This is a genomic window from Candidatus Atribacteria bacterium, from assembly GCA_011056645.1.
In the GTDB taxonomy this organism is placed as follows: domain Bacteria; phylum Atribacterota; class Phoenicimicrobiia; order Phoenicimicrobiales; family Phoenicimicrobiaceae; genus Sediminicultor; species Sediminicultor quartus.
Genome location: DSEL01000185.1, coordinates 13691 through 39840 on the forward strand (window position 1 = coordinate 13691; position 26150 = coordinate 39840).

27 protein-coding genes are annotated in these 26150 nt (G+C 35.8%); 1 reads left to right on the forward strand and 26 read right to left on the reverse strand.

Translation table 11 applies throughout. The features are described from left to right. Window positions 1-267 precede the first annotated feature (267 nt). From ENO17_08560 to ENO17_08590, 7 genes are all read right to left on the reverse strand, one after another. The gene (locus ENO17_08560; protein HER25083.1) at window positions 268-1401 is read right to left on the reverse strand and encodes a sugar ABC transporter substrate-binding protein; all 1134 of its coding nucleotides are present in this window, start codon (window positions 1399-1401) and stop codon (window positions 268-270) included. Between the two features lie 242 nt (window positions 1402-1643). Then, entirely contained in the window at window positions 1644-2204 is a 561-nt protein-coding gene (locus ENO17_08565; GenBank protein HER25084.1) for a cupin domain-containing protein, read from the reverse strand. Window positions 2205-2247: 43 nt separating this feature from the next. Continuing rightward, a complete protein-coding gene (locus ENO17_08570) occupies window positions 2248-3822 on the reverse strand; it encodes a xylulose kinase (protein ID HER25085.1) in 1575 nt (524 codons plus the stop codon). A 34-nt stretch (window positions 3823-3856) separates the two neighbouring features. Continuing rightward, on the reverse strand, window positions 3857-4609 hold the full coding sequence (locus ENO17_08575) for a glucose 1-dehydrogenase (protein HER25086.1): 753 nt from the start codon (window positions 4607-4609) through the stop codon (window positions 3857-3859). 80 nt (window positions 4610-4689) lie between these two features. Continuing rightward, entirely contained in the window at window positions 4690-5535 is an 846-nt protein-coding gene (locus ENO17_08580) for a sugar phosphate isomerase/epimerase (protein ID HER25087.1), read from the reverse strand. 36 nt (window positions 5536-5571) lie between these two features. Then, window positions 5572-6585, reverse strand: coding sequence for an oxidoreductase (locus tag ENO17_08585; protein ID HER25088.1), 1014 nt, complete (start codon window positions 6583-6585; stop codon window positions 5572-5574). Window positions 6586-6601: 16 nt separating this feature from the next. Continuing rightward, window positions 6602-7357, reverse strand: a complete 756-nt coding sequence (locus ENO17_08590; protein ID HER25089.1) for a GntR family transcriptional regulator — start codon at window positions 7355-7357, stop codon at window positions 6602-6604. A gap of 612 nt (window positions 7358-7969) precedes the next feature. Here ENO17_08590 and ENO17_08595 point away from each other — a divergent pair. Then, a complete protein-coding gene (locus tag ENO17_08595) occupies window positions 7970-8788 on the forward strand; it encodes an SDR family oxidoreductase (protein ID HER25090.1) in 819 nt (272 codons plus the stop codon). Window positions 8789-8949: 161 nt separating this feature from the next. Here the strand turns inward: ENO17_08595 and ENO17_08600 are convergent, their stop codons facing one another. From ENO17_08600 to rbsK, 19 genes are all read right to left on the reverse strand, one after another. Next, window positions 8950-9756, reverse strand: a complete 807-nt coding sequence (locus tag ENO17_08600; protein ID HER25091.1) for a glucose 1-dehydrogenase — start codon at window positions 9754-9756, stop codon at window positions 8950-8952. Between the two features lie 2 nt (window positions 9757-9758). Then, the gene (gene deoC, locus ENO17_08605; protein ID HER25092.1) at window positions 9759-10478 is read right to left on the reverse strand and encodes a deoxyribose-phosphate aldolase; all 720 of its coding nucleotides are present in this window, start codon (window positions 10476-10478) and stop codon (window positions 9759-9761) included. Between the two features lie 55 nt (window positions 10479-10533). Next, complete coding sequence (gene glpK / locus ENO17_08610; protein HER25093.1) at window positions 10534-12030, reverse strand: glycerol kinase; 1497 nt, start codon at window positions 12028-12030, stop codon at window positions 10534-10536. Window positions 12031-12199: 169 nt separating this feature from the next. Beyond that, on the reverse strand, window positions 12200-13189 hold the full coding sequence (locus ENO17_08615) for a Zn-dependent alcohol dehydrogenase (protein HER25094.1): 990 nt from the start codon (window positions 13187-13189) through the stop codon (window positions 12200-12202). A 348-nt stretch (window positions 13190-13537) separates the two neighbouring features. Continuing rightward, a complete protein-coding gene (gene glpK, locus ENO17_08620) occupies window positions 13538-15052 on the reverse strand; it encodes a glycerol kinase (GenBank protein HER25095.1) in 1515 nt (504 codons plus the stop codon). Window positions 15053-15184: 132 nt separating this feature from the next. After that, window positions 15185-16237 carry a galactitol-1-phosphate 5-dehydrogenase gene (locus ENO17_08625; GenBank protein ID HER25096.1) on the reverse strand — a complete coding sequence of 351 codons (1053 nt, stop codon included), beginning with the start codon at window positions 16235-16237 and terminating at the stop codon, window positions 15185-15187. Between the two features lie 69 nt (window positions 16238-16306). Continuing rightward, window positions 16307-16978 (reverse strand): phosphate propanoyltransferase, encoded by a 672-nt coding sequence (pduL, locus tag ENO17_08630; GenBank protein HER25097.1) that lies wholly within the window; start codon window positions 16976-16978, stop codon window positions 16307-16309. 47 nt (window positions 16979-17025) lie between these two features. After that, a complete protein-coding gene (gene deoC / locus ENO17_08635) occupies window positions 17026-17826 on the reverse strand; it encodes a deoxyribose-phosphate aldolase (GenBank protein ID HER25098.1) in 801 nt (266 codons plus the stop codon). 42 nt (window positions 17827-17868) lie between these two features. Further along, window positions 17869-18426: a ribose 5-phosphate isomerase B gene (rpiB, locus tag ENO17_08640; protein HER25099.1), complete on the reverse strand. Its 558-nt coding sequence runs from the start codon at window positions 18424-18426 to the stop codon at window positions 17869-17871. A 23-nt stretch (window positions 18427-18449) separates the two neighbouring features. After that, a complete protein-coding gene (locus ENO17_08645) occupies window positions 18450-18713 on the reverse strand; it encodes a hypothetical protein (GenBank protein ID HER25100.1) in 264 nt (87 codons plus the stop codon). A 2-nt stretch (window positions 18714-18715) separates the two neighbouring features. After that, on the reverse strand, window positions 18716-18985 hold the full coding sequence (locus ENO17_08650) for an ethanolamine utilization protein EutN (protein ID HER25101.1): 270 nt from the start codon (window positions 18983-18985) through the stop codon (window positions 18716-18718). Between the two features lie 187 nt (window positions 18986-19172). Next, entirely contained in the window at window positions 19173-20615 is a 1443-nt protein-coding gene (locus ENO17_08655; protein HER25102.1) for an aldehyde dehydrogenase EutE, read from the reverse strand. A gap of 35 nt (window positions 20616-20650) precedes the next feature. Further along, window positions 20651-21205 (reverse strand): BMC domain-containing protein, encoded by a 555-nt coding sequence (locus tag ENO17_08660; protein HER25103.1) that lies wholly within the window; start codon window positions 21203-21205, stop codon window positions 20651-20653. A 20-nt stretch (window positions 21206-21225) separates the two neighbouring features. Further along, window positions 21226-22548, reverse strand: a complete 1323-nt coding sequence (locus tag ENO17_08665) for a hypothetical protein (GenBank protein HER25104.1) — start codon at window positions 22546-22548, stop codon at window positions 21226-21228. A gap of 30 nt (window positions 22549-22578) precedes the next feature. Next, window positions 22579-22866: an ethanolamine utilization protein EutN gene (locus ENO17_08670; GenBank protein HER25105.1), complete on the reverse strand. Its 288-nt coding sequence runs from the start codon at window positions 22864-22866 to the stop codon at window positions 22579-22581. A gap of 216 nt (window positions 22867-23082) precedes the next feature. Then, a complete protein-coding gene (locus ENO17_08675; protein HER25106.1) occupies window positions 23083-23373 on the reverse strand; it encodes an ethanolamine utilization protein EutN in 291 nt (96 codons plus the stop codon). 31 nt (window positions 23374-23404) lie between these two features. Then, on the reverse strand, window positions 23405-23728 hold the full coding sequence (gene eutM, locus ENO17_08680; protein ID HER25107.1) for an ethanolamine utilization microcompartment protein EutM: 324 nt from the start codon (window positions 23726-23728) through the stop codon (window positions 23405-23407). Between the two features lie 216 nt (window positions 23729-23944). Then, window positions 23945-25135, reverse strand: coding sequence for an L-rhamnose isomerase (gene rhaI, locus ENO17_08685; GenBank protein HER25108.1), 1191 nt, complete (start codon window positions 25133-25135; stop codon window positions 23945-23947). Between the two features lie 60 nt (window positions 25136-25195). Then, a complete protein-coding gene (gene rbsK / locus ENO17_08690; protein HER25109.1) occupies window positions 25196-26149 on the reverse strand; it encodes a ribokinase in 954 nt (317 codons plus the stop codon). Window position 26150 lies beyond the last annotated feature (1 nt).

Consider the following 26150-nt stretch of genomic DNA (forward strand, 5'->3'; position numbering starts at 1 on the left):
AAAAATAAGTATACTGCTCTATTATAGGCACACAAGATAAACGAGTTACTATCCATTTTTATGGAACTTGACAATGTTCTATGTTGAAAAGCTACCCGTTCACTTATTCTGTACAGTAACTTTATCGAAAAATTTAAAAATCTCATATTGATAAGAGATATAATGCTAAATGTACAAAAAAGCAGATTATAGAAATCAACTTATTTTAAGTTTGTTATAAAGAGGTAGAAGGGGCTTTTTATAGAGGGACCCCTTCTACCTCTTAGCTTATTTCGCCAGATATTCAGCCTTGATTGCATCCCAGTCTATAGGCTCAAGCTTTGGTTCAGGATAGAACTCATCCGCATTTTCCTTATACATTGTCCTGGGCCTGATGTCGAAAATCGGAGGGACATCTAGTCCTAGAGCTGCCCTAACCGCATATTCGACTCCATACCAACCCCAGTCCGCAAATCCATGAGTTGTTTCTGCTACCATTCTTCCTTCACGCACTCTCTCCGCTGACTCCGGTGTAACATCATTGGTGAATATTTTTACCTCATCTTGCCTGCCAGCAGCCTCAGCAGCTAGCATTGCACCCATACCCATCTCATTAGATGCGGCCCACATAAAATCAAGCGTTCCTTTGGGATGGGCTGTGAGAAAGTCTTCCGCTGCCTTGATACCTTTTTCTCTGTTCCAATCTGCTGCCAAGGTGCCCACTATTTTGATACCTGGATACTCATCAATCACTTTGTGAAAACCGACCAATCGAGCTGTAGAGAAGAAACCACCGGCAATCCCCTCGATAATGGTTCCGGTTGCTTTTATAGCTGCTTTTTCTTCTGGGGTGACAGTAGCATATAGGTTTTGCCACCATTTTAGGTCAAGGTACTCTCCTGGCTCAACCGCAACTTTTCTTCCTGTACCTAATACACCCGGTCCACCAAAGTAATCCAGCACAGAATAGGCAGAGATTTCAGCTGCCATACCATTATCGAAGCCGATATAAGAAGCTACCTCAACTCCGGCAATAGGCTCTAACAAGTTTACAATGATCACCGGGATACCTGCTTCGGTAGCTTTACGAATAGCCGGAATAATCACTTCAACTTCTATCGGCGAGATGGCAATCACATCTACTTTCATCTGAATAAAGTCTTCGATAATTGCCACCTGATCCCCAAAAGCGATATGTGAGGCCGGAGCCCGATAGAGGAGAGTAACTGGAATTCCATTAAGACTGGCATCGTAAGCACCTACCTCGAAGTAATGTGTTGCAGTTCTAAAGACCCCGGTGATATCAGGTGGTGTCCATCCTATAACTATTTCCTTGGGTAATTCTTTTGCAAATATACCAAATGAACTTAAAGTTACTAACAAAGCGACAACAAGAATTATTAATAAACCTTTCTTTAACACCTTTCAATACCTCCCTTTAATTTACTAAAATTTATTTAATTATCCGTAAATAAACTAAATATATTTTAGTTTATAATCACCCCCTTCTTTTCAAATCTATAATTTATATAGTTATTTATAACCACCTCCTTCTTTTTTATATTTAAGGTATGATTATAATTATGAGCAGTTTCCCTATATTCTCTTTCTGATATATATTATTTTCCTTCCATTTTATTTATTTTCTAAATTATAATATTTATTTAATAATTAGGATTATCTATTACTTTAATTTGCCCACCTTTCTCAAGAATTAATTTACTAAATCCTTTACTTTCAATAATGCCATAATTATGTCCGGCTTCACCAGGATAAACCGCAAAAAAGATTAATGGTATATTCCCAGTATTTATCGTCCTATGGGCCCAATAGGGAGGAATATAGGATATGCTTCCTGATTGCATATCCAGGATCTTAACTTCTGTATCTTTCTTCTGCATTAATAATTTACCTGTTCCCTGTAATACTAAATATATTTCCGCAGTATCTTCCTGTTCATGAAAATGTCCTTTGGTCATATGGTATTCGTCACCTACTCGTCCAGGATAAATAATGCTGGTGCAGTGCTGTAAATGCCCATGTTTCTCGGGAACATCGATATTGTAGACTCTATATATTAAAGGATCACCATCATTGATAATCTTTCTAGTAGCTTCTAAATCATGATACATTCCTTCCATATCGCTCAAATGGCGAACTAATATAGCGCAATTTCCAAGAATCTCACCCGTATTAAAATTTAAATAATTATTAAAAGGTTCCATTAAACCTATGCCTCTCCTTCCTTCTCAATTTCATTATGAGAAGCTATTTAACCTTCCCCGGTCCAGACCAAGAAGGTTCTTTTAATTGTGCAAGTCTTTGAAAAGTATTAGTAAGATTATCAATTAAACCAATATAGATTTCAGCATATTTTTTATAGTGTTCCTGATATTCGGCTCGGGGTTCTATTCGATCTTTGACCCGAACAAATTTTTGTGAAGTTTTAGCCAAGTCATCAAATAGCCCCACAGCATAGCCACCAATAATTGCACTACCCAGAATAGCTGGTTCTTGCTGGGTAACTATGGCATAGGAAATATTAAGAGTATCTGCCTTTATTTGATTCCACAACTGACTCTTCGATCCCCCACCTAAAACCCTAACCTCCTTAAATTCAATATCGGGATAGAGATTTTTCATAATCTTCAAATAGTAGTAGTATTCATAAGCTATACCTTCAAGAATGGATCGGTAAAAATGATTTTTACTCTGCCCCCAGCTGAAGCCAACCCAACTCCCTCTCAAATTGGGTTGGGCTGGTAAGACTCTTCCTCCGAGATGAGGAATAAAGAGCAGCTTATCACTGCCAGGCGGAATTTCAGAGGCCAGCTTATCAAGAAATTTATAGGAATCTTGCCCTTTTGCTTCAACTTCTTCTGTTTCCTGATGGGCTATTTCATCTCTAAACCATCGCAGACAAAGCCCTCCACCATTTATAAAAGCAATGGGATTCCACAGATTTTGAATAACTGAGCGTGAACACATAACAGTACCATATTTTAAATCAGGGGAAAATTCATTGGTACAGCTGGCTAAAACCGATGCTGTACCAGCCACATCGAAAATAATCCCCGGTTTAACTATTCCTGCTCCTAAATAACTGGTAGTGGTATCCCCGGCTCCAGCTACGATAGGAATACCATCCACCAAACTACAATGATTAGCCGTTTCTTTACTTAAATGCCCGATGATATCCCAGGGTTTGACTATTCGTGGTAATTTTTCCTTGGGAATACTAAAGATATCACATAATTCATTATCCCAAATCATTTCTTGAATATTGGCTACACCAGAATAATGGAGATAAGTATAATCTATAAAAGCATCAAAAGAACTCAAGCCTGCCATCTTACCAGCAACATAACATCCCGGGACAATAAACTTGGCAATCTTTTTGAAAACTTCCGGACGCTCCTCTTTCCACCATAATATTTTTGGGCCATGGGCATAGGTAGGTGGACAACCGGTCTTCTTCAGTACTTCCTTTCCTGCCCTTCTCTGCATCAACTGAATATAAGGTTCGCAACGAGTATCCAACCAGGAATCATAACGAGCCGCCGGATGCCAATCCTTATCAACCATGCCAATTCCTGACATCTGGCCATCTATTGTTATGGCAGCCACTTTTTCTGGTTTTATATCTGCTTTTTCCATTATCCGACGGATAGTTTTTACTGCTGAGCTGTAAAAATCCTCAAGTTCCTGCTCGACCCAACCAGGCTTTGGATAATAGAGTGAAGATTCTTCGTAAGCCTCAGCCAATAGAACCCCTCCTATGTCAAAAAGACCTGCTTTTGTTCCTGCAGTTCCTATATCTACACCGATTAGATAGTCTGCCATTTAGTCAACCTCCTTAAAAAATTGATTCTCTTTGCTATTTTGCGGTATAACCGCCATCAATAGAAAGGACAGATCCAGTGGCGTATCCTAAATGATCAGAAGCCATGGCTAAAATTGCTGCGGCTATTTCTTCTGGTCTTCCTAATCTATTTAAGGGGCGGCATTCTTCAAGTTTACGTCTTTCATTTTCTGGATTTTTAGATCTCTTCAAAGCATTTTTAACTAACGGAGTCTCTGTTGTTCCCGGACATACTGCATTAACCCGTACCCCTTTCTGGGCAAAGTCTACAGCCATACTTTTAGTCAGAGAAATAACTCCCGCTTTGGAAACATTATAAGCTACCTGATCGGCAATGCCAACAAGACCGGCTTCGGAAGCAACATTAACCACTACACCGCTACCTCTCTCAAGCATAACTGGTATGACATAATGAGAACAAAGATACATCCCCTTTAGATTTACGGCCATCACTTTATCCCATTCTTCTTCAGTCGTTTCAATTACATCACCTTGATAATAGATTCCAGCATTATTAACTAAAATATCTACCCTGCCAAATCTATTCATAACGTCTTTAACCATATTATTCACACTTTTTCTGTCGGCTACGTTTAGTTCAATAAAAAAGGCGTCCCCACCAATGAAAGAACTAGTCTGTTTACCTTTTTCGACATCAATATCAGCTACAACGACTTTGGCACCTTTTTCCGCAAAAGCTATAACTGTGGCCTTGCCAATTCCCACGGCAGCCCCCGTAACTATAACAACTTTATCTTCAAAACTCATGATCTATCTCCTCCAATATAAATCTTTGAAGATCAATATAAAAATAACGCTTATTGTACAATTTATATACTTATAAAGCTTCAGGTAATACCTTCGAAATATTTCAAGCCCATGATACTTTCTGCAGCATATTGATCGAAAATATTTTCTGAAAATCCTCCTTCAAGAGCAAGGTATGGGTCAGAAATCGGTGGTAATGGTTCTAAAGTTAAAGCATATTGATAATTTATTTTCTTCAATGCCTTAATAAGGGCTTTAAAGTTTATATGTCCTCTTCCTACTGAACAACGATTACTGTCTGCTATATGAATGTTAATCAGGTTATTACCGGCTATTCTAATTGCTTCTGGTATATCTCGTTCCTCTATATTCATATGAAAAGTATCAGCCATAATTTTTACATGAGTTGAATTTACCTCGCTGGTAAAATATAAAGCATCCCGGATATTATTGACCAAATAAGTTTCATACCTATTTATCGGCTCTACTGCCAGCAAAATATCTTTTTTCTTAGCATATTTCGCTACTTCCCGAACTGCCTTCACGGAATTTTTCCAGTCTTCTTTTTTGCTTAGAGATGGACTTAATTTAGATACAGCAGCGGGGACAATAATAACAAGCTTTGCACCTATTAACTGGGCATAATCTATACACTTGAACAAATATTTAATCGTCTGATCCCTGATTTTAATATCTGATGAAGCCAGATCTCTTTTTATTTCTTCTTTCCATAAATACATTCCAGCAATAGAAGAAACTTTAAGTCCATACTTCTGTAACATTTTTTTGACCTTTTTAGGTTCATATTTCGCCTTATCGGGTTCTCCTTCAAGTTCAACCGCATCATATTTGTATTTTGCTAACCTTTGAAGGCTCTTTTCCAAGTCTTCCGTTGCATATATCCAGTTGCTGATAGAATATTGCATATTTCTACCTCTTAAATTTTATATTGATAAAAATAATTATAATTTAACTGGTTTACCGGTCTTAATCGATTTATTTGCAGCAATAACTATTTCAATCGCTTTTTCCCCATCTTTAATACCAACTTTTGGATCTTCATTATTTAATATACAGTTAACAAAATGCTTATCTTCTTCTAAGTATGCATCCTTGAATAAAATCCTCCAGCTTTTATTGCCTTCTTTAATTAGTTGACTCTTATTATTCCATACTAAAACTGAATAGGCCTGTTGGGAACCTATTTGTAGCATTCCCTCTGTTCCTAAAATTTCCATCCTCGCATCATAACCATAGGTAGCAGGACAACATCCATCAATCATGCCCAAAACTCCGTTTTTAAATCTTAAATTAACTGCAGCAGTATCATAGAAATCAGGATATTTTTCCTTATATTGGGGGCATTTAAAATTATCAGCCATAGCAAATACTTGTTCATATTCACTGCCAACTAACCACCTCATAGAATCAAAATCATGGCTGTTAACCTCTGCTAAAAGCCCATTGCTTCTTTTTACATCACAGTACCACTTTGGTGGTAAACCGGGTCCTCGTCCTACAGATTTTACAAGAATGGGAGTCCCTATTTCTCCTTGTTCGATAATTTTTTTAGCTTTTAAGAAATTTTGATCAAACCTCCTCATAAACCCAATTTGAAACTTCACCTGATTTTTTTTTATTGTTTTTTCCATTTGATCTGCTTCTTCCAAAGTAGAAGAAAGCGGTTTTTCACAGAAAATATGCTTTCCGGCATCAGCTGCTCGAATAACCGTTTCAGCATGAATGAAGGTCGGCGCTGCAATACAAACTGCATCAAATTTTTCACATCTTAACGCTTCTTCAAAGTCGATAAAAAAATTATTGGCACTTAGCTCTATGGCAGCTTCCTCAGCAATCTTTTTATTAGTATCCACAACTGCAACAATTTTTGTATCAGTTATTCCAAATTCATAGTTTCTTGCATGAACCATTCCTGCTCTACCGGCTCCAATTAAACAAAACTTTATTTTTTCCATTGAAACACATCCTTAATTATATTTCGTTATAAAGTTCAACCCTTACTTTCCCTTTATCTCCCCTAAAACGCGATTCAAAATAATCCATTGCTATATTATCCTTTGTATAAGTAATATTTTGCATTAAGTGCATCGGGGCTCCTAATTTAATTTTTAAAATTTGAGAATCATATTCTTCGGCGACAATCGGTTCCAGGGTAATTTTTGCCCTATATGGTTTTAATTCATACTTATTAATAAGTGTACGATAGAGTGACTTATTCTCTAAATCTTCATTTATTAAGCTCGGACATAATTTATAAGGAATAAAATTCATTACGCTAACGACTGGTTCATTCTCAACAAATCTTATCCTGTTAAGAAAAATAATCTTTTCACCTTTCAGGATGTTTAACTTATTAGCTGTTGTTCCTCTCGCAATCTTTACTTCCTGTTTAATGACCTTTGTTTTTGGTATATACCCTTTTTCTACCATATCATCGTAGAATGTAGTTAATCTTTGGATAAACCCATAATCTATCTTAGGTTTTGCTATAAAAGTTCCTTTCCCCTTTTCGCGATAAAGTAAGCCTTCATTGATCAATCCTCTTAATGCTTGCCTAATGGTCGGCCTGCTAATTTGATATTTTTCGGATAATTCTTTTTCTGAGGACAGTAAATCACCTGGCTGTAATTCTCCAGTTTCGATCCTCTCTTTTAATATCTCTTCTAATTGGAAATATAATGGTATGGGTGAATTTTTATCTAATGTGTCTACATTTATTTTTATCATTCTAAGAGCCTCCGTCTTAATTATTTTTTAGTATACCCCCTCTTACATTTTCAAAAAAAACTTAAACTATTTTTAGTTAAGTAATGCAGTTTCAGAATTTAAAATCCTACCTATTAAATCTCTAATTGCTTTCTTATTTTTAATATTATTAAATCTTAATATCTCTACATGACATACTCATGTAAACATGTCTTTACATTCTATATATCTTTATATGACATTTATTTAAAAAATCCTTCTTTTTTTGGAAATATTTTAAATTTTTTTTATAATCCTAACTCTTAAGGCTGTGATCCCGGCTTAAGAAGGTATAAAATATGATAAGGGCAGCCATTAGGAGTAGAAGCGTGAAAGCATTTTGAAAAAGATTCAGGAATCAACATATAATTCATAGAATTATTAAGCATAATTTCAAAGTTAGCTGCCTAAGTAGGGGATATCTATTTTATCTTCTACTCTGGAAATAATAAGCAATCTTTGGTCTTTGAACTTTTCTCTAAGGTTCGGTTAAAATTTTCTACAATTTAATAGATGTATAATCTACTGAAAATATTTTTTGCTTTTTATAAATAACTATATAGTTTTATTTTATAATAATTTGGGAGGTCAATTATGAATATAGAAAAAAGATTGGAAGGGAAAGTAGCCATCGTAACTGGCGCAGCATCTGGAATTGGAGAAGCTGTCTCAAAGATTTTTTCCATTAATGCCTGCAAAGTTGCCTTGATAGATATTAATAAGAAACGTTTGAAACAAGTGGAAGCCGATATTTACAAAACCAATGGTATATCCCTTACTTTTTGTGCCGATGTAACTGATGAAGATAAGGTCATTAAGTTTTTTAAGCAGACTATAGATGAATGGGGTCATTTGGATATTTTAGTCAATAGTGCCGGCCGTGATTCGCTTTCTCCACCAGTTTCTGAAGTTACATTGGAGGAATGGAATAAAACCATTGGTCCAAACATGACCGGCGTTTTCTTATGCTGTCGTGAGGCCTTCAGGTATATGGAAAAACAAAAGTCCGGCGGTAGAATTATCAACATGGGATCTACCTCTGCCATGCTTGCATCAGGTCCTGGCCATAGCCCCTACCGGGCTTCAAAACATGGTATGATGGGTTTTAGTAAAAATATTTTGATTGAAGGTAAGGATAAGAATATCGGTGTGACCGTGATCAATCCTTCTCATGTAAAGACACCAATGACCGAAATCATTGACCAGGGTCTTTATGATGGCTCTCTGAAAGCATACCTTGATGGATGGTTAGACGAAAAGGAATACAAAGAGGGAATTTATGCAAGCTGTATTGATGTTGAAAACGTGGCTGAAATAACCCTCTATATTGCCACAAGAACTCCTGATGTGACCATCCCACATATTACAATCTATCCTACTCATAAAATTCATCGCTACGGAATGGAAGTCTAATATAAAGAAAGCCTTGATTTCTTTGTGAATATGCTTTCCAATTATATTTGGTACAATAAGGTTGTTTTTGTTATTTCAGTTAAGGCTAAATTAGAAATTAATTCAGGAAAAATATAAGCATTTTTTAAAATCCCTACTAAAATTTTATACTACTGAATCGTCTAATCCATATAATATCCACCATTGATATTAATCGTTTCTCCTGTAATAAAAGCAGAGGCATCCGATAATAAAAACAACACTGCCGATGATACATCTTCAACCGTTCCTAAACGTCTAACTGGTATTAACTCTCTCATCTTATTTTTCTTTTCTTCATCCCAACCATTCATGATAGATGTCATTATAGCATGAGGTGCTACTGCATTAACGTTAATACCATAAGGACCTAATTGCCTGGCTAATGATTTGGTTAAAGTAATTATTCCACCTTTTGAAGCCCCATAACATGGTGAAGTATTATTATCTCCTCGTTTCCCAGTGATGGAAGAAATATTTACAATTCGTCCGTACTGATTTTTTTTCATGAAAGGCACAACTTCGCGAACACAATACATAACTCCTTTTAAATTAACTGACAATATTTTTTCTAGGATATCATCTGTGGTATCTTCAATAGAAGCATAACTCAAAATCCCAGCATTATTTATTAATAAATCAATTTTACCAAAATAATTTATGGTTTCTTTTACTACCTTACTTACCTGATTACTTTTGGAAACATCAGCTTGAAAGATAATAATTTTATTATTATTAAAGTTAAGCTCTTCTTTTAAATTATTTACTTGTTCTTCCTTAATATCAAAAGCAGCAATTTTTGCTCCCTCTGAATACAAATCTAAGGCTATTTGTTTACCTATCCCTTGGCCTGCACCAGATATTATGGCAACCTTACCTTCAAAGCATCTCTTAAACAAGTTATCTTCCTTCGTTTTTTTATGAACCACCCTTTTTAAAATTAACCTCACTTTTAATAAGTTTTTATCATTTTTCTAAATTCATCCATAATTTTTACTCCAGAATTAGTACCTATCCTGTCTGCTCCATTGCTTATTAATCTCAAAGTATCTTTTAAATTTTTGATTCCTCCCGCAGCTTTTACTTGGCAATAATCTTTTACAATACTTTTTATTAACCTTACATCATCCACTGTTGCTCCTTTTTTACCAAATCCGGTAGAGGTTTTAATAAAATTTACACCAGTATTCAAAGCACATTTGCAAATATTAATTTTTTCATTCTTATTTAAATAACATGTTTCTATGATTAATTTTGTAGTCCTACCCTCTGCAGCTTTTACCAGTTCCTTTAATTCATTCTCAATATAAAAATAATCTTGAGATTTTAATCTCCCAATGTTAATTACAAAATCCAATTCATCCGCTCCTGAATTAATAGCATCTTCTATTTCTACTGCCTTACAAAAAACTGAAGTTAACCCTAAAGGAAAACCGATAGCGCAGCATAATTTCGTATTACTTTTATTAGTAATACATTTGGCAATGGAAGCGAATCCAGAATTGACTGCTACAGAGGCAAACTGGTATTTTACACTTTGATGGCAAAAAGCCTCGATATCTGAAATCTTCATATTAGGTTTTAGAATAGCATTATCTATTTTTGAGCTTAAATTTTCATAGGTAAGATTCATTTCGTTTATTAATCTAAACATCTGATTAGAATGAACCATAATGAATTACCTCTTTGGTTAAAAATATAAATTATAAAAAAGAAAAATATTTACTTTAGTTAGCCCAATTTAAAGATCTCTTGACAGCTTTTTTCCAACCACTATATAGTGCTTCTTTTATATCTTCTTTCATCTTTGGTTCATATACTTTCTCTAATTTCCAATGATGTTCTAACTCTTCTGTGCTGTTCCAAAAATTAACTCCTAAACCAGCAAGGTATGCTGCTCCTAAAGCTGCCATTTCAATAATAGCTGGTTTTTCTACTGTAACACCTAATATATCAGCTTGAAATTGCATTAAAAAATTACTCTTCGAGGCACCTCCATCTACCCTTAAAGTTTTTATTTCCTCACCGGAATCAGTCTTCATTGCTTCTAATACATCTCTGACCTGGTATGCTATAGACTCAAGAGCACTCCTGGTGATATGTTCCTTAGTAGTACCTCGAGTAATTCCGATAATTAGTCCTCTGGCAAACATATCCCAATAAGGTGCACAAAGACCCGTAAAAGCAGATACAAAATAAACACCGCCTGTATCCTTTACCTTTTCAGCTAGTTCATCTGATTCTCTTGCGCTTTTGATTATTCTTAATCCATCTCTTAGCCATTGTATAACCGTACCACCATTAAAGACCACCCCTTCTAATGCATAGGTCACCCTTCCCCCAATATTCCAGGCAAGATCAGTGGTAAGTCCATTTCTCGATAAAATCGGCTTTTCTCCTATATTCATCATTAAAGCAAGCCCTGTACCATAGGTATTTTTTACCATACCAGGTTTAAAACAAATCTGTCCTATAGTAGCTGCATGTTGATCTCCTGCATCGCCAGCAATAGGTATTTCTTCTCCAAAAAATACCCGTTTATCAGTTTTGGCCAATATACCACTGGAAGGTAATACGTCAGGCATAATACCTACAGGTATATTCAACATATTACATAGTTCATTATCCCACTGAAGTGTATGAATATTAAAAAGCATCGTTCGAGAGGCATTAGAAAAATCTGTCACATGATAAGCTCCTCCACTTAATTTCCATATAAGCCAGGAATCAATATTCCCCATATATATTTTACCGTTAGCAATCTCCTTTTTTACACCAGGTACATTTTCTATAATCCATTTGATTTTCGTAGCCGAAAAATAGGCATCTATCACTAAACCAGTTTTTTTTCTAACTATTTTTTCATAACCTTTATTTTTTAAATCATCGCAGATATCGGCAGTTCGGCGACACATCCAGACAATAGCATTATAAACTGGTTCTCCTGTATCCTTATTCCATAATACAGTTGTTTCTCTTTGATTGGTTACCCCTATAGCTGCAATTTCCGCTGGTGAAACATTACCTTTTTTTAATGCTTCTTTTATACACTCCATGGTACTATCCCAATACTCTAACGGCTTATGTTCAACCCATCCCGGTTTAGGATATATTTGCTGTATTTCTTGATAGGCTATGGAATGTATTTCTCCATTCCGGTTGAATAAAATAACCCTTGTACCACTTGTCCCTTGGTCAATAGCCATCACATATTTTTTATCCATATTACACCTCATCCTTCCTTACTTTAATAAAGTAATTAAAACTTTATTCAGTAAATGGAATTTTGAAATTATATTAGATGAATAAAACTCATAAATAACTTATTGTATTACCGATCTTATCATTACGCCTTCAGCGTTATCTTCTTTAATATCTATATTCTAATTACCTTTAAGGCACGATTGAGATTTTTAGTCCTTTTCCAGAAATTACTTTCTCGAAGGCATTTTCAATTTCTTTCAAACCAAAAGTATGAGTAATTAACCCTCGAATATCAAATTCTTTTTTACTTAAAATTTCCATTGATTTTATAAATTGTAAAATAGTTGATCCTGTGGTTGCTGTTATATTTAACTGTCTGTAGTGAACAATATTAGACTTAAACATAATACTATCTTTACCTTCGGGTAGTCCTCCAAAAAAATTAATCCTTCCCAACTTAGCGGCTAAATCCAGGACCTCCTCTTGAACAGATGGAATTGAACAAGCAGTTATGATAACATCAGCTCCTTTTCCAGCAGTATGAATAAATACTTCCTCTTTTAAATTAACTCTCGAGGGATTTAAAATAATATCTGCTCCATATTTTTTAGCTAATTTTAATCTATCGTCACTAATATCCGAAATTATTAGCTTTCTTGCTCCAGCAATTTTAGAAAGAATTAAGTGAAGTAAGCCCATAGCGCCAGCACCTATAATTAAAACACTATCACTTGGGCCAATTCTCAGAGATTCATAAGCATTGTACACACATGATAAGGGTTCATTTAATGAAGCTTCAAGAAAATTAAGATTTTCAGGTATTTTAATTAAATTCCCACCAATAATTGCTTTATTTATCACTTTCATATACTCAGCAAATCCACCATTCAGATTAATTCCGAATGCCTCATAATCATTGCATAGGTTATTATATCCTGCTGCACATAAATAACAATGGCCACATCCAACATTGGGAGCTACAGCAACCCTATCCCCCAAATTAAATGTAGATATATTTCCCCCTTTTTTAACTACCTCTCCTACAACCTCATGTCCTAAGATTCTATGTTCTCCTTCTTTCATTTGGCGATATCCATATTTTAATATCTTAATGTCGGTACCACAAATATTACAGGCTTTAACCTTTATTAGTAATTCGTTTTCATTGATTTCCGGCATGGGAATTTCTTCTACATCAATTATGTTCCTACCTTTATAAATTGCAGCTAATATTTTTTTTCGCCCCCTCTTAATTGAATAATAAAAAACGATAATTTAAGGAATTTCTATACTAAAATTTAGGGAATACTAAAAAGCAAATATATCTATAATTACATTACCACAATACATAATGAGCTAGACCCAGTACTTTAGAAGCATCTTAAGGTTAAAATGATGAATGATTATCTTTTTAATTGATACTGATCCATTATTGTTTGAGTCTATCTGTGTCAACATCTTCTTTATTTATTAAATGACCATAATCCATAAAACTTTCAATGGTAAATTTTACAGCTTTCATTTCCTTCATATACAAATATCTTCTTTTTTATCCCAAACAAGCGATCTCTTAACAGCTCTTTTCCATCCAGCGTATAATTCTTCTCTCCTATCTTCTTTCATTTTCGGTTCGAATACTTTTGATAACTTCCATTGTTTTGAAATTTCTTCCTTATTCGCCCAGAAACCTATTCCGAGACCGGCTAAATATGCCGCACCCAATGCTGCCATCTCGGTAACTAATGGCACTTCAATAGGTATACCAAGTAAATCGGATTGAAATTGCATTAGAAAGTCACTATTAGTTGCTCCACCGTCTACTCTTAATGATTTTGCATTTATACCAGAATCTACTGTCATTGTATCAAGTACGTCTCTTGTCTGATATGCTATAGCTTCCAAAGCACTCCTTGCGATATGCTCTCTACTAGTCCCCCTGGTAATGCCTATTATCAAACCTCTCGCATACATATCCCAATACGGAGCACATAATCCGGTAAAGGCTGGAACAAAATATACTCCTCCTGTATCTGCTACTTTTTCTGCAAGCAAGTCACATTCATGAGCAGTTTTAATTATTTTCAATCCATCCCTTAACCACTGGACTGTTGACCCACCCGCAAACACAACGCCTTCAAGTGCATACTCAACATTATTATTAACCACCCAAGCAATATTGGTGGTCAGACCATTCTTTGAAAATAAAACCTTTTCTCCAACATTCATCATTAATGCTAATGCAGTGCCATAAGTATTCTTTGCCATTCCCGGCTGAAAGCATACCTGTCCAAAAGTAGCTGCATGCTGGTCACCAGCATCACCCGCAATAGATATTTCTTCCCCAAAAAATACATCCTTATTCGTTGTCGCCATTATTCCACTTGAAGGTTTTAACTGCGGTAAAATATTTACAGGAATATCCAAAATATCAAGCAACTCTTTATCCCACTCAAGAGTATGTATATTTAAAAGCATTGTTCTTGATGCATTTGAATAATCCTCTACGTGATAAGCCCCCCCACTTAACTTCCATATAAGCCAGCTATCTATGTTACCCATGCATATTTTTCCTTGCGAAATTTTTTCCTTAACGCCAGAGACATTTTCAATAATCCATTTAATCTTCGTTCCAGAAAAGTATGCATCGATTAAAAGACCAGTTTTGTTTTTGACAGTATCTTCATATCCTCTTGTTTTTAACTCTTCACATATACTTGCAGTCTGGCGGCTCTGCCAAACAATTGCATTATAAACAGGTAGCCCAGTATCTTTATCCCACAATACAGTTGTCTCTCTCTGGCAGGTAATGCCTATCGCTGCTATTTCGCTTGCCTTAACGCCACCTTTTTCGAAAGCTTCCTTTGTGCAAACCATAGTTGTATCCCAATATTCCATTGGATCATGTTCAACCCAACCAGGGTTTGGATATATCTGTCTTATCTCTCTATAAGCTTTTGAATGAACTTGGCCTTCATGATTGAATAGAATAACCCGTGTACCTGTTGTACCTTGGTCAATTGCCATTATATATTTTTTTTCCATCTATTCTCCTCCTTAAAATTATTTAATGCTATTTTTGGGCAAGTTTACATTCATATATGGGCAAACTCATGGTATTCTGCCCTTCGATTTTATAAAATTATTAATATTGTTTCTTTTTATCTTTGTTACTTTTTATAAATCCGGAATAAATAAAACTTTATTAAATATCTCTTTTTTATAGTACATCATTTCAAAAAATTCTTTACAATCCTCTAACTTTGCTCGGTGGCTTATTATTGGCTTCACTTTAATTTTTCCTTTATCCATGAAATCTAAAGAGGATTTCCATTCATTAACCGGAAGAGGAACAATAGATGAATTCCACGAACCAATAATAAATAATTCTCCTCGGAGTATCTTATTCACTTCTTTACTGGGAAGCAACAGATCATCGTAAGATATTCCGCAATAAATCACCTTACCCATTTTACTTGCTGATTGAATTGCTTGTAATTGAGTTATTTTGTTTCCCGCTAACTCAATAACAATATCTGCTCCTTTGTTATGGGTGTAATCCATTATTGCCTCAATAACATTGTTATTTTTTGCGTTAATTGCTAAATCGACTCCTATTTTTTTAGCTAAATCTAATTTTTCCTGAAAAATATCTACGGCAATAACTTCGGAACATCCTAAAATTTTTAACCATTGTATGGCAATAAGTCCAATAGCCCCTAAACCAAAAACTACTGCTGATTGGCCAGCATTAATATTTGCTTTTCCTATGGCATGTAATGCCACACTTACCGGATCAGTCATTGCGCCACTTTCATAATCTACATTTTCAGGTAATTTAAGAAGATTGCTTTCCTTTACTACAATATATTCCGCCATTGCACCGGGAATACGAGAGCCATAATATAGATAATCATCACAAAGATTATATTTTCCTATTTGACAAAATTCGCACTTTCCACAAGGAATTAATGGCATGGCTGTCACTTTATCTGATACCTTAAAAGAAGAAATGCTTTTACCTATCTCCACTACTTCACCACTAAATTCATGGCCGATGATAATCGGCATTTTGTGAGCTCCCTTAACCATTACTCTTGGTATATCAGATCCGCAAACCCCACAAGCTTTAACTTTTACAAGTACTTCATTTGAATCTTTTATTTCAGGAACTTCTGTCTCCACGCAACTTAGGTTTGCGGGAGCAAATAATGTTACTGCTCTCATCATTGTTACTTATTCTCCTTATTAAGTACATTTTAATTTAATTGATTACTTTTTAAATATTAAAATATTGATTTAATCAAAGAATTTTTTAATAACTCTGGCTAAACATTTGTTACCTACATTTCCGGCATTGGCTTCCTCTATATCTAAATGAAGTGCTAATTTACTTTTAGAAGAAACCCTGATTACTACATCCTTATAAATAACGCCATGCTCTCCTGATACTTCCACCTTGACTCGATCTTCATCTTTCACACCATAATGTTCTGCATCTTCAGGAGCCATATGAATATGCCGCGCGGCTCGAATAGCTCCCTCTGAAAGAGCCAAAACGCCTTTTGGTCCGATAAAAATGATAGGTGGAGAGCCTTTTATATTCCCCGATATTCGAGTAGGAAGGTCTAATCCTAAAAAATAGCCATCGGTAATAGATAATTCTGCTTGCGTATATTCTCGCAAGGGTCCAAGAATTCTTACCTTTTCAATCACTTTCATATTTGCGCTAACTATTCCCACCTGTTCATTGCTGGCAAATTCTCCGGGCTGAGATAAATCACGTAATTTAGTAAGCTTATAATCCTTTCCAAATAAAACATCCAGGGAATCTCTGGTTAAATGAACATGATGATTGGAGATCTCTACGGGAATAGAAAAAAGATGAGATGATTCTTTTTTCGGTTTTATTTCTTTATAAATCGTTTCAGTTATCATATCTACAAGTTTTTTATATTCTTGCTCTTCCATTTTTTATCACCCTCGACTCATCTATCCTTTATCATATCAGAATAATATCAGACACTGACAATCTTTACACTGGCACTACAACCCAGCCGGGTTGCCCCAGAGTGAATCATTAATAAAGCATCTTCGTAAGTACGGATCCCACCCGCTGCTTTAATTCCCATTTTAGGACCAACAGTCCTACGAATCAGAGCAACATCATGGGCAGTAGCTCCGGCGGTAGAAAAACCGGTAGATGTCTTTACAAAATCAAAACCAACTTTTTTTACCAATTGAGAAGCTATTACTTTTTCCTCGTCTGATAATAAACAGGTTTCAATTATCGCCTTGGTAATCGTGGTCTTCCTGCAAGCCGTAAATACTGCTCTTAGATCAGCTTCTACCGTCTTTAGATCACCGTTTCTTAAAGCACCTACATTAATTACCGTATCTATTTCACCAGCTCCGTTTTCTATAGCATTACGCGTCTCGTAAGCTTTGGTCCTGCTGTCTGTTGCCCCTAACGGAAATCCCACAACAGCACAGACCTTGACTCCACTTCCCCGTAATTTTTTAGCACAATAAGACACCCAGGAAGAATTAACACAAACCGTACAAAAACCATACTGAACGGCTTCTTCGCATAATTTTTTCACCTGAGCTTCTGTTGCGTCAGGCTTTAATAAAGTATGGTCAATATATGGTGCAAGGTCAGCAGGTGTATTAATTTGTATATTGCAACCCACAGAAGAACCCTGTATGTTTTTATTACCCAAATCAGATTTAAAAGAAAGATTATCAGAAGAAGATGTCTTCTTTAACTTTGATATTATTTCATCACTAATCTTATCTATCAACTCTTTTTTATCCATCTTATCTATATCCATAATTTTAAACCTCTTCTTTTCATATTTTTATTTATTTCTTTCTGCAGCCATTATTTTATTAACTCTTTTCCAATGTCTTCCACCAGCAAAAGAAGTTTCCAGCCATAGTTTTACCATTTCGCGTAATTCATCCGGAGTGTGTAACGGGCCACCTAAAGTTAAAACATTTGCATTATTATGTTCTCTGCTGTTTATAATCGTTTTTTGGTTATAACACAGGGCAGCTCTTATCCCTTTAACTTTATTACAAACCATTGAGGAGCCAATTCCGGCTCCATCAATCATAATTCCTCTATCGCATTCCCCGCTAGTCACCTTCCTGGCCACTTTAAGGGCAAAATCAGGATAATCGACGCTATCCTTACTAAAAGTTCCGACATCTGTCACTCGATAACCAATGGTACGCAAATAATCTCTAATAATTTCCTTGGCCTCAAATCCACCATGATCTGACCCAATAGCTACACAACCCACTTTGTCCCGAACATTATTGGGGATAGGTTGGATTTTTTCAGGGGCAGCGGTAGAATATAATCCACTCACCACATTCTGGATAATTTTTATTCTATTTATACTATCAGTCATTTTCATTAACCTTATTCTATACTTTAATTAATTGTATCAACAATTCCTACAATCATTGTTCTAATCGGGGCTGTCGAATTATTTATAATCAAACGAGAAGAATTTCCTTCATCAATCACCAGGACCGTATCTCCCACCCCTGCCTGGACAGTATCCAAAGCCAAAACACTTTCTCCTTGGAGTTCTTCTTGGTCATTCACCGGCTGAACGATTAAAATCTTATATCCTTGATAAATCGGAAGCTTTATAGTTGAAACTACATTACCAATTACTTTGCCTAAAATCATAATTATTCTCCAATATTTACCTGATCAACTATACCCATAATAGTCAAATCAGAAGGGTTGAACCAATTTTTAAGTCCCAAAGCTGCCTCTCTGCCACCTTCATAAAAAACAATGTCATTTATACCTGCCTGAACCGTATCGCAAGCTACTACAGGATCACCAATTTCTTCTAATTTTTCATTAAGAGGTTGGAGTAATAACAGTTTTATATCTTGAAAAGATTCTACTTTCTGGGTACAAACAACATTACCAATAACTTTCCCTAATTTCATCTCTATCCTCCAGACAAAAAGCTAATAAAAAATAAATTAATCGATAGTAAATAATCGTTAGTAGGACAGGCCTCTCGCCTGTCTATTTAGTTTTTATTGTAGGGATCGGATTTATCCGACCCGTTTTCATTGCGGGTTCGATGAATCGAACCCCTACGGAAAGAAATGCTTATATGATTAAAGTAATTTAAACAATTCTAAAATAACCAACCAAGACACAACGTCTTTCCCTGGTAAAGGTTCTTGCTCGGGTTAAGCCCTCCCCAGTAGGAGTAGCGATGGTAAAGGAAGTATAACCGGCACCTCCAAATCCCAAACCACTATAATTGGGTCCATTTTTTATAAAGAGAGAACAGTTCATCAATTTAGCCATCCTGGAAAGTGTAGCAATATTCCGGGAATGAATAGAAGCAGTATGCCTGAAATTATGCTCACACTGCACGGCAAAATCTATGGCTTCATCGACATGGCTAAAGCGAACCAGGGGAATCACCGGTAAAAGCTGTTCAGTCCAGACCAAGGGATGATAAGGATCTACTTCGCAAAGTAATATTTTAGTTTGATCAGAAATATCTAGTCCTATATCCCGGGCGATTATACTGGCATTTTTCCCCACATATTCTTTATTTGGTGCCCCTTCATGCCCGGGTTTGCCCGGGTCAGCGATGACTAATTTAGTAACCTTTTCAATCTGATCGTCTTTTAATTCATAAGCGCCATTTTTTATCATTTCCTCTTTTAATTTATCGGTAATTTGAGAAACGGCTAAAATCTCTTTCTCACATATACAGACAATATTATTATCAAATCCTGCTCCGATCACAATGTCGCGACCGGCTTTAACTAAATCGGCAGTTTCATCAACCACACAGGGAGGATTTCCGGGACCAGCCGCAATGACTTTCTTGTTACTGTTCATAGCGGTTTTCACTACCGCCGGACCACCGGTTACTACCAGTAATCTAATTTTAGGATGTGTCATTAAAGTTTGGGCTGAATCAATAGTCGGATTAGCAATAGCACAAAGAACGTTGGGAGGACCACCGGCTTTTACAATCGCTTGATTGATCAAGGAAACAGTCAAGCAGGAACTTCTTTTTGCTGCAGGATGAGGATTAAAAACTACCGAATTCCCACCGGTAATCATACTTATTCCATTATTAATAACTGTAGAAGTAGGGTTGGTTGAGGGTATAATAGATCCAATAACCCCATAAGCTGCTCGTTCCATCAAGGTCATTCCATGATCATCGGAGTAGGCTGTAGGTTCGAGATCTTCTATCCCCGGTGTTTTTAAAGCTGCTAATCTATTCTTTTCAATCTTGTCTTCTATTCTGCCAAAAGTTGTTTCTTCTACCGCTAATTTAGAAATTTCTTCCAGATGATCCATTATTATTTTGCGTATGCTCCGAATAATTTCTCTACGTTGATCCAGGGTTAATTTAATCAGTTCAAGATGGGCAGTCTCGGCAGCATCCACAGCAGCATTTATTTCTTCAAATATTCCATCCTGACCAGAAAAAGGCCTGTTTAACGAATCATTTGATATTGCTTTATCACTTTTTGTATCTTCTAATTTATTAAGTACGCTTTCAATGATTGATTTTAAATCTTTTTCGTTTATTTCCATCATTTACCACCTATGTGTAAATCTCTTTTTTATCTTTAATAAATAAAATAAGGTTTAATCTCCGGATGAGGGTTGGGGATAATGACCTCTTTACAAATCAGACCTTTCTCACTTATGGTCTTTACCGCTGCCCTGACTGCAGCTTCCACCTCGTCTATATTACCAATCATTTTAATATAAGATTTACCACCCATCCCTGCAGCCAATCTAATCTCGTTAACTAAAACATTAGCAGTTTTGGCAGCTATATCGGCAGCCTCAATACTGGCAACAACTGAAAAAAATTCTACTACAGCTACTGCATCCCAAATCTTACATTCAACCGTACCGACAATTGCCGGAATAATTTGAGAATGTAAATTGGGAATAAATAATTCATCAACGATATAACCTTCTCCAATTTCCTTACCAGCGGTAAGGGAAGCATCAACTGCTGCCACATCACCGGTAAAAAGAATGACAAATTTTCCCGGACAAATCGTCCTGGCATCTATTACTTTTACCGAGGCAGCTTTTACTATGCCGTCTAAAGCCTTTATTCCGACTGCTATACTGTTAAATTCTAATACTCCAAGAACGATTATATCCATATCTTACCTATCTTTCATCATTATTTTTTAATAATAATCTTTTGCTCGTCAATATAAATTATTTTACCTTTAATGCTCGCGTGTAACCGAGCACCCAATTTCCCTTCAGGAATTTCTGCAATAAGATCACCCTCGTTTACTTGTTCATTAACTTTCACTACAGGTTTCGAAGGAACGCCCGTGTGTTGTTTGAGCAAAATCTCCACCTGATCGGGATCATTTTCCATTACTGGTAATGGATGTCGATCATCCTCATCATACTTTTCTAATCTCAAGCGGTTTTTAATCCTCGAACTGGGTATTTTTCTGTAATCTTGCTGCTCTCTTGGACTTTCTTTTTTCTCCGAAAACTTGGCTTGATAGCCGGATACCAGAAGATTTTCCTTAATTTTTTGATTGATAATGCGAGGGGATAATTCCATCGGACAAGCGAACACCTCGCAAAGCCCGCATTCACTGCATAGAAAAGCATTTTGAATCATTTCGTAAGGAATATCGAGTCCAAAGTTTATCTGTCTCATAATCTTATGGGGATAAAGCTCATGACCTAATAAATAACGAGGGCATAAGTCGGTACAATAACTGCATTGACAGCAAGCAGCTTTACTTTGCTTGATAATATATTCAATTCTTAAGGTCTTCCTTAAAACTAAGGGGTGGTCTCGAGGTAAAACTAAAATCCCGGTGGTAATTTTAGTGACCGGTGAATCAAGGTCAAAGACTACTTTGCCCATCATAGGTCCCCCCACAATAACTACAAAATCTTCCAAGGTAGGTTCACAAAGATTGATAACTTCCCGGAAAGAAGTACCAATCCGAGCAATGATGATACTCGGCTTTTTTACTTCTCCTATGCAGGTGAGTGTCCTTCTGGTTACTGCATTACCTTTCTCTGCCATAGACACATTTCTCAAGGTCTCTACATTATTTACCAAACAACCTATATCCGGAGGAATACCCCCTTCCGGAATAACTTTACCGGTAATTTCCTGTACCAGAATGAACTCATCACCAACTGGATAATAATCCTTAAGAAGGAATAGTGATATATTTTTCTTTCCATTTATAGCTTTGTTTAATTTTCCCGCAATAGAAAGGTATTTTTTTTTCAGGGCAATGACCCCTTTTTTTGCACCAGTCAATTGTATAATTAACTCTAAACCTTTTATTACCTCTTCTCCCTGTCTTTCAATAATATATTTATCATTATAAAGAAGAGGTTCACATTCTGCTCCATTTCCAATGACTACATCATATTTATTGGCAACTTTAATATGAGTAGGAAAACCAGCACCGCCAGCTCCTACTACTCCCATATCTCTGAGCACATTTTCAAGTGCCATAAATTATTCCCCTTCTTATAGACTATTCGCCTATTTTTTAAAAACAATTTTATTGTATGCTTCTACCATATCGACAATTCCTACAATGACGCAATCGACTGGTTTTTGATGGGTAATTTCCGTCTGTCTAGCAGAACTTCCCTGAGAAATAATCACTATCTCTCCTACTCCTACTCCGACCAGATCTACAGCAACCAGATAATTACCATCTGTTTGCCCTTTATGGTTGCAAGTTTGAACAAGAAGACACTTCTTTCCTTTTATTCCTTCATCCATTTGGGTGCTGACTACAGTCCCCACAATTTTACCAAATATCATCTTAACCTCTTTTTATTAATTTCTTAAAATTTTAGGAATAAACAAACTAGACGTTATTGAATAATCGAGCCCTTAGTGGTTAGTTTAAAATTGAAAACTTTTTGCTATAAATTAATGTTTTTTTAAATAGGGGTTGAATTTATCCGATCCGTTCTCATTGTGGCGGGTCCAATAAATCGAACCCCTACAAAAAAGGAAGATCTCTAAACAATTTTATTATTTTTTGTATACATATTCTCCTTTAATATCTATAGAATCAACGATAGATATTATTGTTGCATCACTCGGTTTTCCTTCGGTAGTTGCCGTCATCCTGGAACTACTTCCGGCCACAAAAAAGACTATTTCCCCTAATCCTGCTCCCACACTATCCATTGCTACCAGATAATCGCCTTTCCCCTGCATGTTGGTAGGATTAATTTTCTCCAGAAGTAAAAATTTTATGCCCTCAATTTTCGGTTCTTTCCTGGTTGATACCACTGTACCCACTACTCTTGCCAGTATCATATTTTTTCCTCCCGTATGATGAATGTATCAATTAATCAGTACTCATTTTATCTTTTTTGTTTTTACTCGGACCTCTGCCCAAAGGGAGAACACTATCTACATTACTGTGTGGCCGTGGAATAATATGAACAGAAATTACTTCACCAACTTTTTGGGCTGCTGCATTTCCGGCATCAAGGGCAGCTCGAACAGCTGCTACATCGCCACGTACAATAGCAGTATTGTACCCACCACCAATTTTTTCATAGCCTACCAAATCTACCCTGGCTGCCTTTAACATCGCATCTGCTGCCTCTACCATTGCTACAAAACCTCTTGTTTCGATCATTCCCAATGCATCTGTATAAACGTCCATCTTTCTTTTTACCTCCTTAATGTTATTTTTCTGACAAATTTTTTTACTTTTTTAACATTTTAACATACTATTTTTTTCATGTCAATACTTTTTGGTTATTTTTTATAAAACAATTAATATTTTTTATAATTTTTAAATCTCTGCAAAGATATTTAAAAATTGTTGTTGGGTAGGCTGAAAAATTAACGGATTACTAAAGAAGTTAAAATAAAAAAATTATCTTTTCCTTTGAATCTTTTCCAAATATCCACACTCTCTAAAAAATTCAAGAGGATTTAAAGGAACCTTCATCTCCTCTCTTACTTTAAATAAAAGAGGTGTTATATCAGTTTCAAAGGCTTCAGTGAGCACCTTCTCCGCCATAATTATATCTTCATCTTGTTGGAATTTTTTCAAAGATCTTCTATCTACAATGAGAGCTTTTGCATAGATTTTATGAATATTTACAACACTTTGGATCATTTCTTCAATTTTTGGCTTAAGATTGTGACATTGGTCTATCATATAAGCTATGTTGGCTTTTATTCCATCCTCTTCTGCTGATACCAGTTCATTGAAAATAAGGAAAAATTCATAAGGATTTATAGAGCCCACAGTTAGGTCATCGTCAGCATATTTTTTATTATTAAAATGGAATCCTCCCAACTTTTCCTCATCTAAAAGATAGGCTACTATCTGTTCTATATTGGTGCCTAAAGCGTGATGTCCTAAATCAACCAATACCATCGCCCTATTCCCTAATTTTAAACACAAATTATATGCGCTACCCCAATCAGGTATATCGGTATTATAAAAAGATGGTTCAAAAAATTTATATTCTATAAGTATTCGCATATCATCTGGTAAATTATCATAAATTTCTTTCAAACTATCTTCTAATCTATGCTTTCTCTCTCTTATATCATCCTGCCCGGGATAGTTGGTTCCATCGCCTAACCAGAGAGAAATATCCTTGGATTTAAGTGTCTTGGCAATATTGATACACTCCAGAACATGATTGATAGCTTTTTTTCTCACTTTTTTATCAGGATTACAAAGACTCCCCAATCTATAATCCGGGTCTTGAAATAAATTGGGATTTATAGCTCCCGGTTTTATTCCCAAAGAAAGAGAATATTCTAAAAGAGCATGCCAATTATCAGTGATATCCCAAGGGATATGTAAAGCTATAGACGGACATATGCCGGTGATCTTATGTACTTCTGCTGCATCCTGAATTTTTTCCCTTACACTATTAGCAGCTCCTTTTTGCTTAAAAATTGCAAAACGAGTTCCTGAATCTGAATAACCCCAACTTGGAGTTTCAATCTTTAATTCCGTTAACTTTTTCTCAATTTTACTTACATTAATTCCCTTCTCTTCCAAAGAGGATTTTAATATTTTATAACTTGTTTTATAATCTCTCATTTTAATCAGGATAAATAACCCTATTCCTCCTTTCTTTAGAATATATCTTTGTTTTCTGTTTTATTGAGAATGATTCTTTAAAAATTCTTCCACTTCCTGGCGATAAGGCATAGCAGGAGCAGTACCAATTTTGGTTACATTGAGACTGGCAACAGCATTGGCAAAATAAGTCGCATCCACTAAATTCTTTCCTTCAGAAAGAGCAATAGCCAAGCCTCCATTAAAAGCATCTCCTGCTCCCGTAGTATCCACAATCTTTACTTCCTGGAAAGTAGGTACATGGGTAATCTTTTTAGAATTTACTACTAAAGCTCCTTCTTTACCCAGAGTAACCACCACATCTTTTACTCCAGCAGATATCATTTCTTTTGCAGCTTTTTCAGCTTCTTCAATTGTATTAACATTTCGATTAGTAATAAGCTCTAACTCACTTCTATTGGGAGTGATTAAAGATACTTTCTTTAAAATATCTTTCTCTAATTTCTTCCCCGGAGCAGGATTAAGAATAGAAATAGTATGGTTAGATTTATACACCAGGCTTATAACATGTTCTACGATTTCCACCGGAATTTCTAACTGCAGTAGTACTATATCTGCACTCATAATGAGATCTCGGGCATTTTCTACCAATTGAATATCTATTTCCATGTTAGACCCAGGAGCTACTACTATCATATTTTCAGCAGTTTTATCATCTACTAAAATAAAAGCCATTCCCGTGTGTTGAGTTTTGCTTACCTTAAGATAGTCAATGTTGATCCTCTCTTTTATAAAATTATTTCGGGCAATCTCCCCGAAATAATCTTCCCCTACACAACCGACGAAACAAACTTCGGCACCTAATCTTGCCGCCGCCACAGCTTGATTTGATCCTTTCCCTCCAGGGCCTAATTTAAATGGCCCTCCCAACACAGTTTCTCCGTGTTTTGGAAGCCAGGGAGTTTTGGACATCAAATCAGTATTATAACTTCCCACAATTACAATCTTATTTTTTTTCAAACGAATCACCTCCATA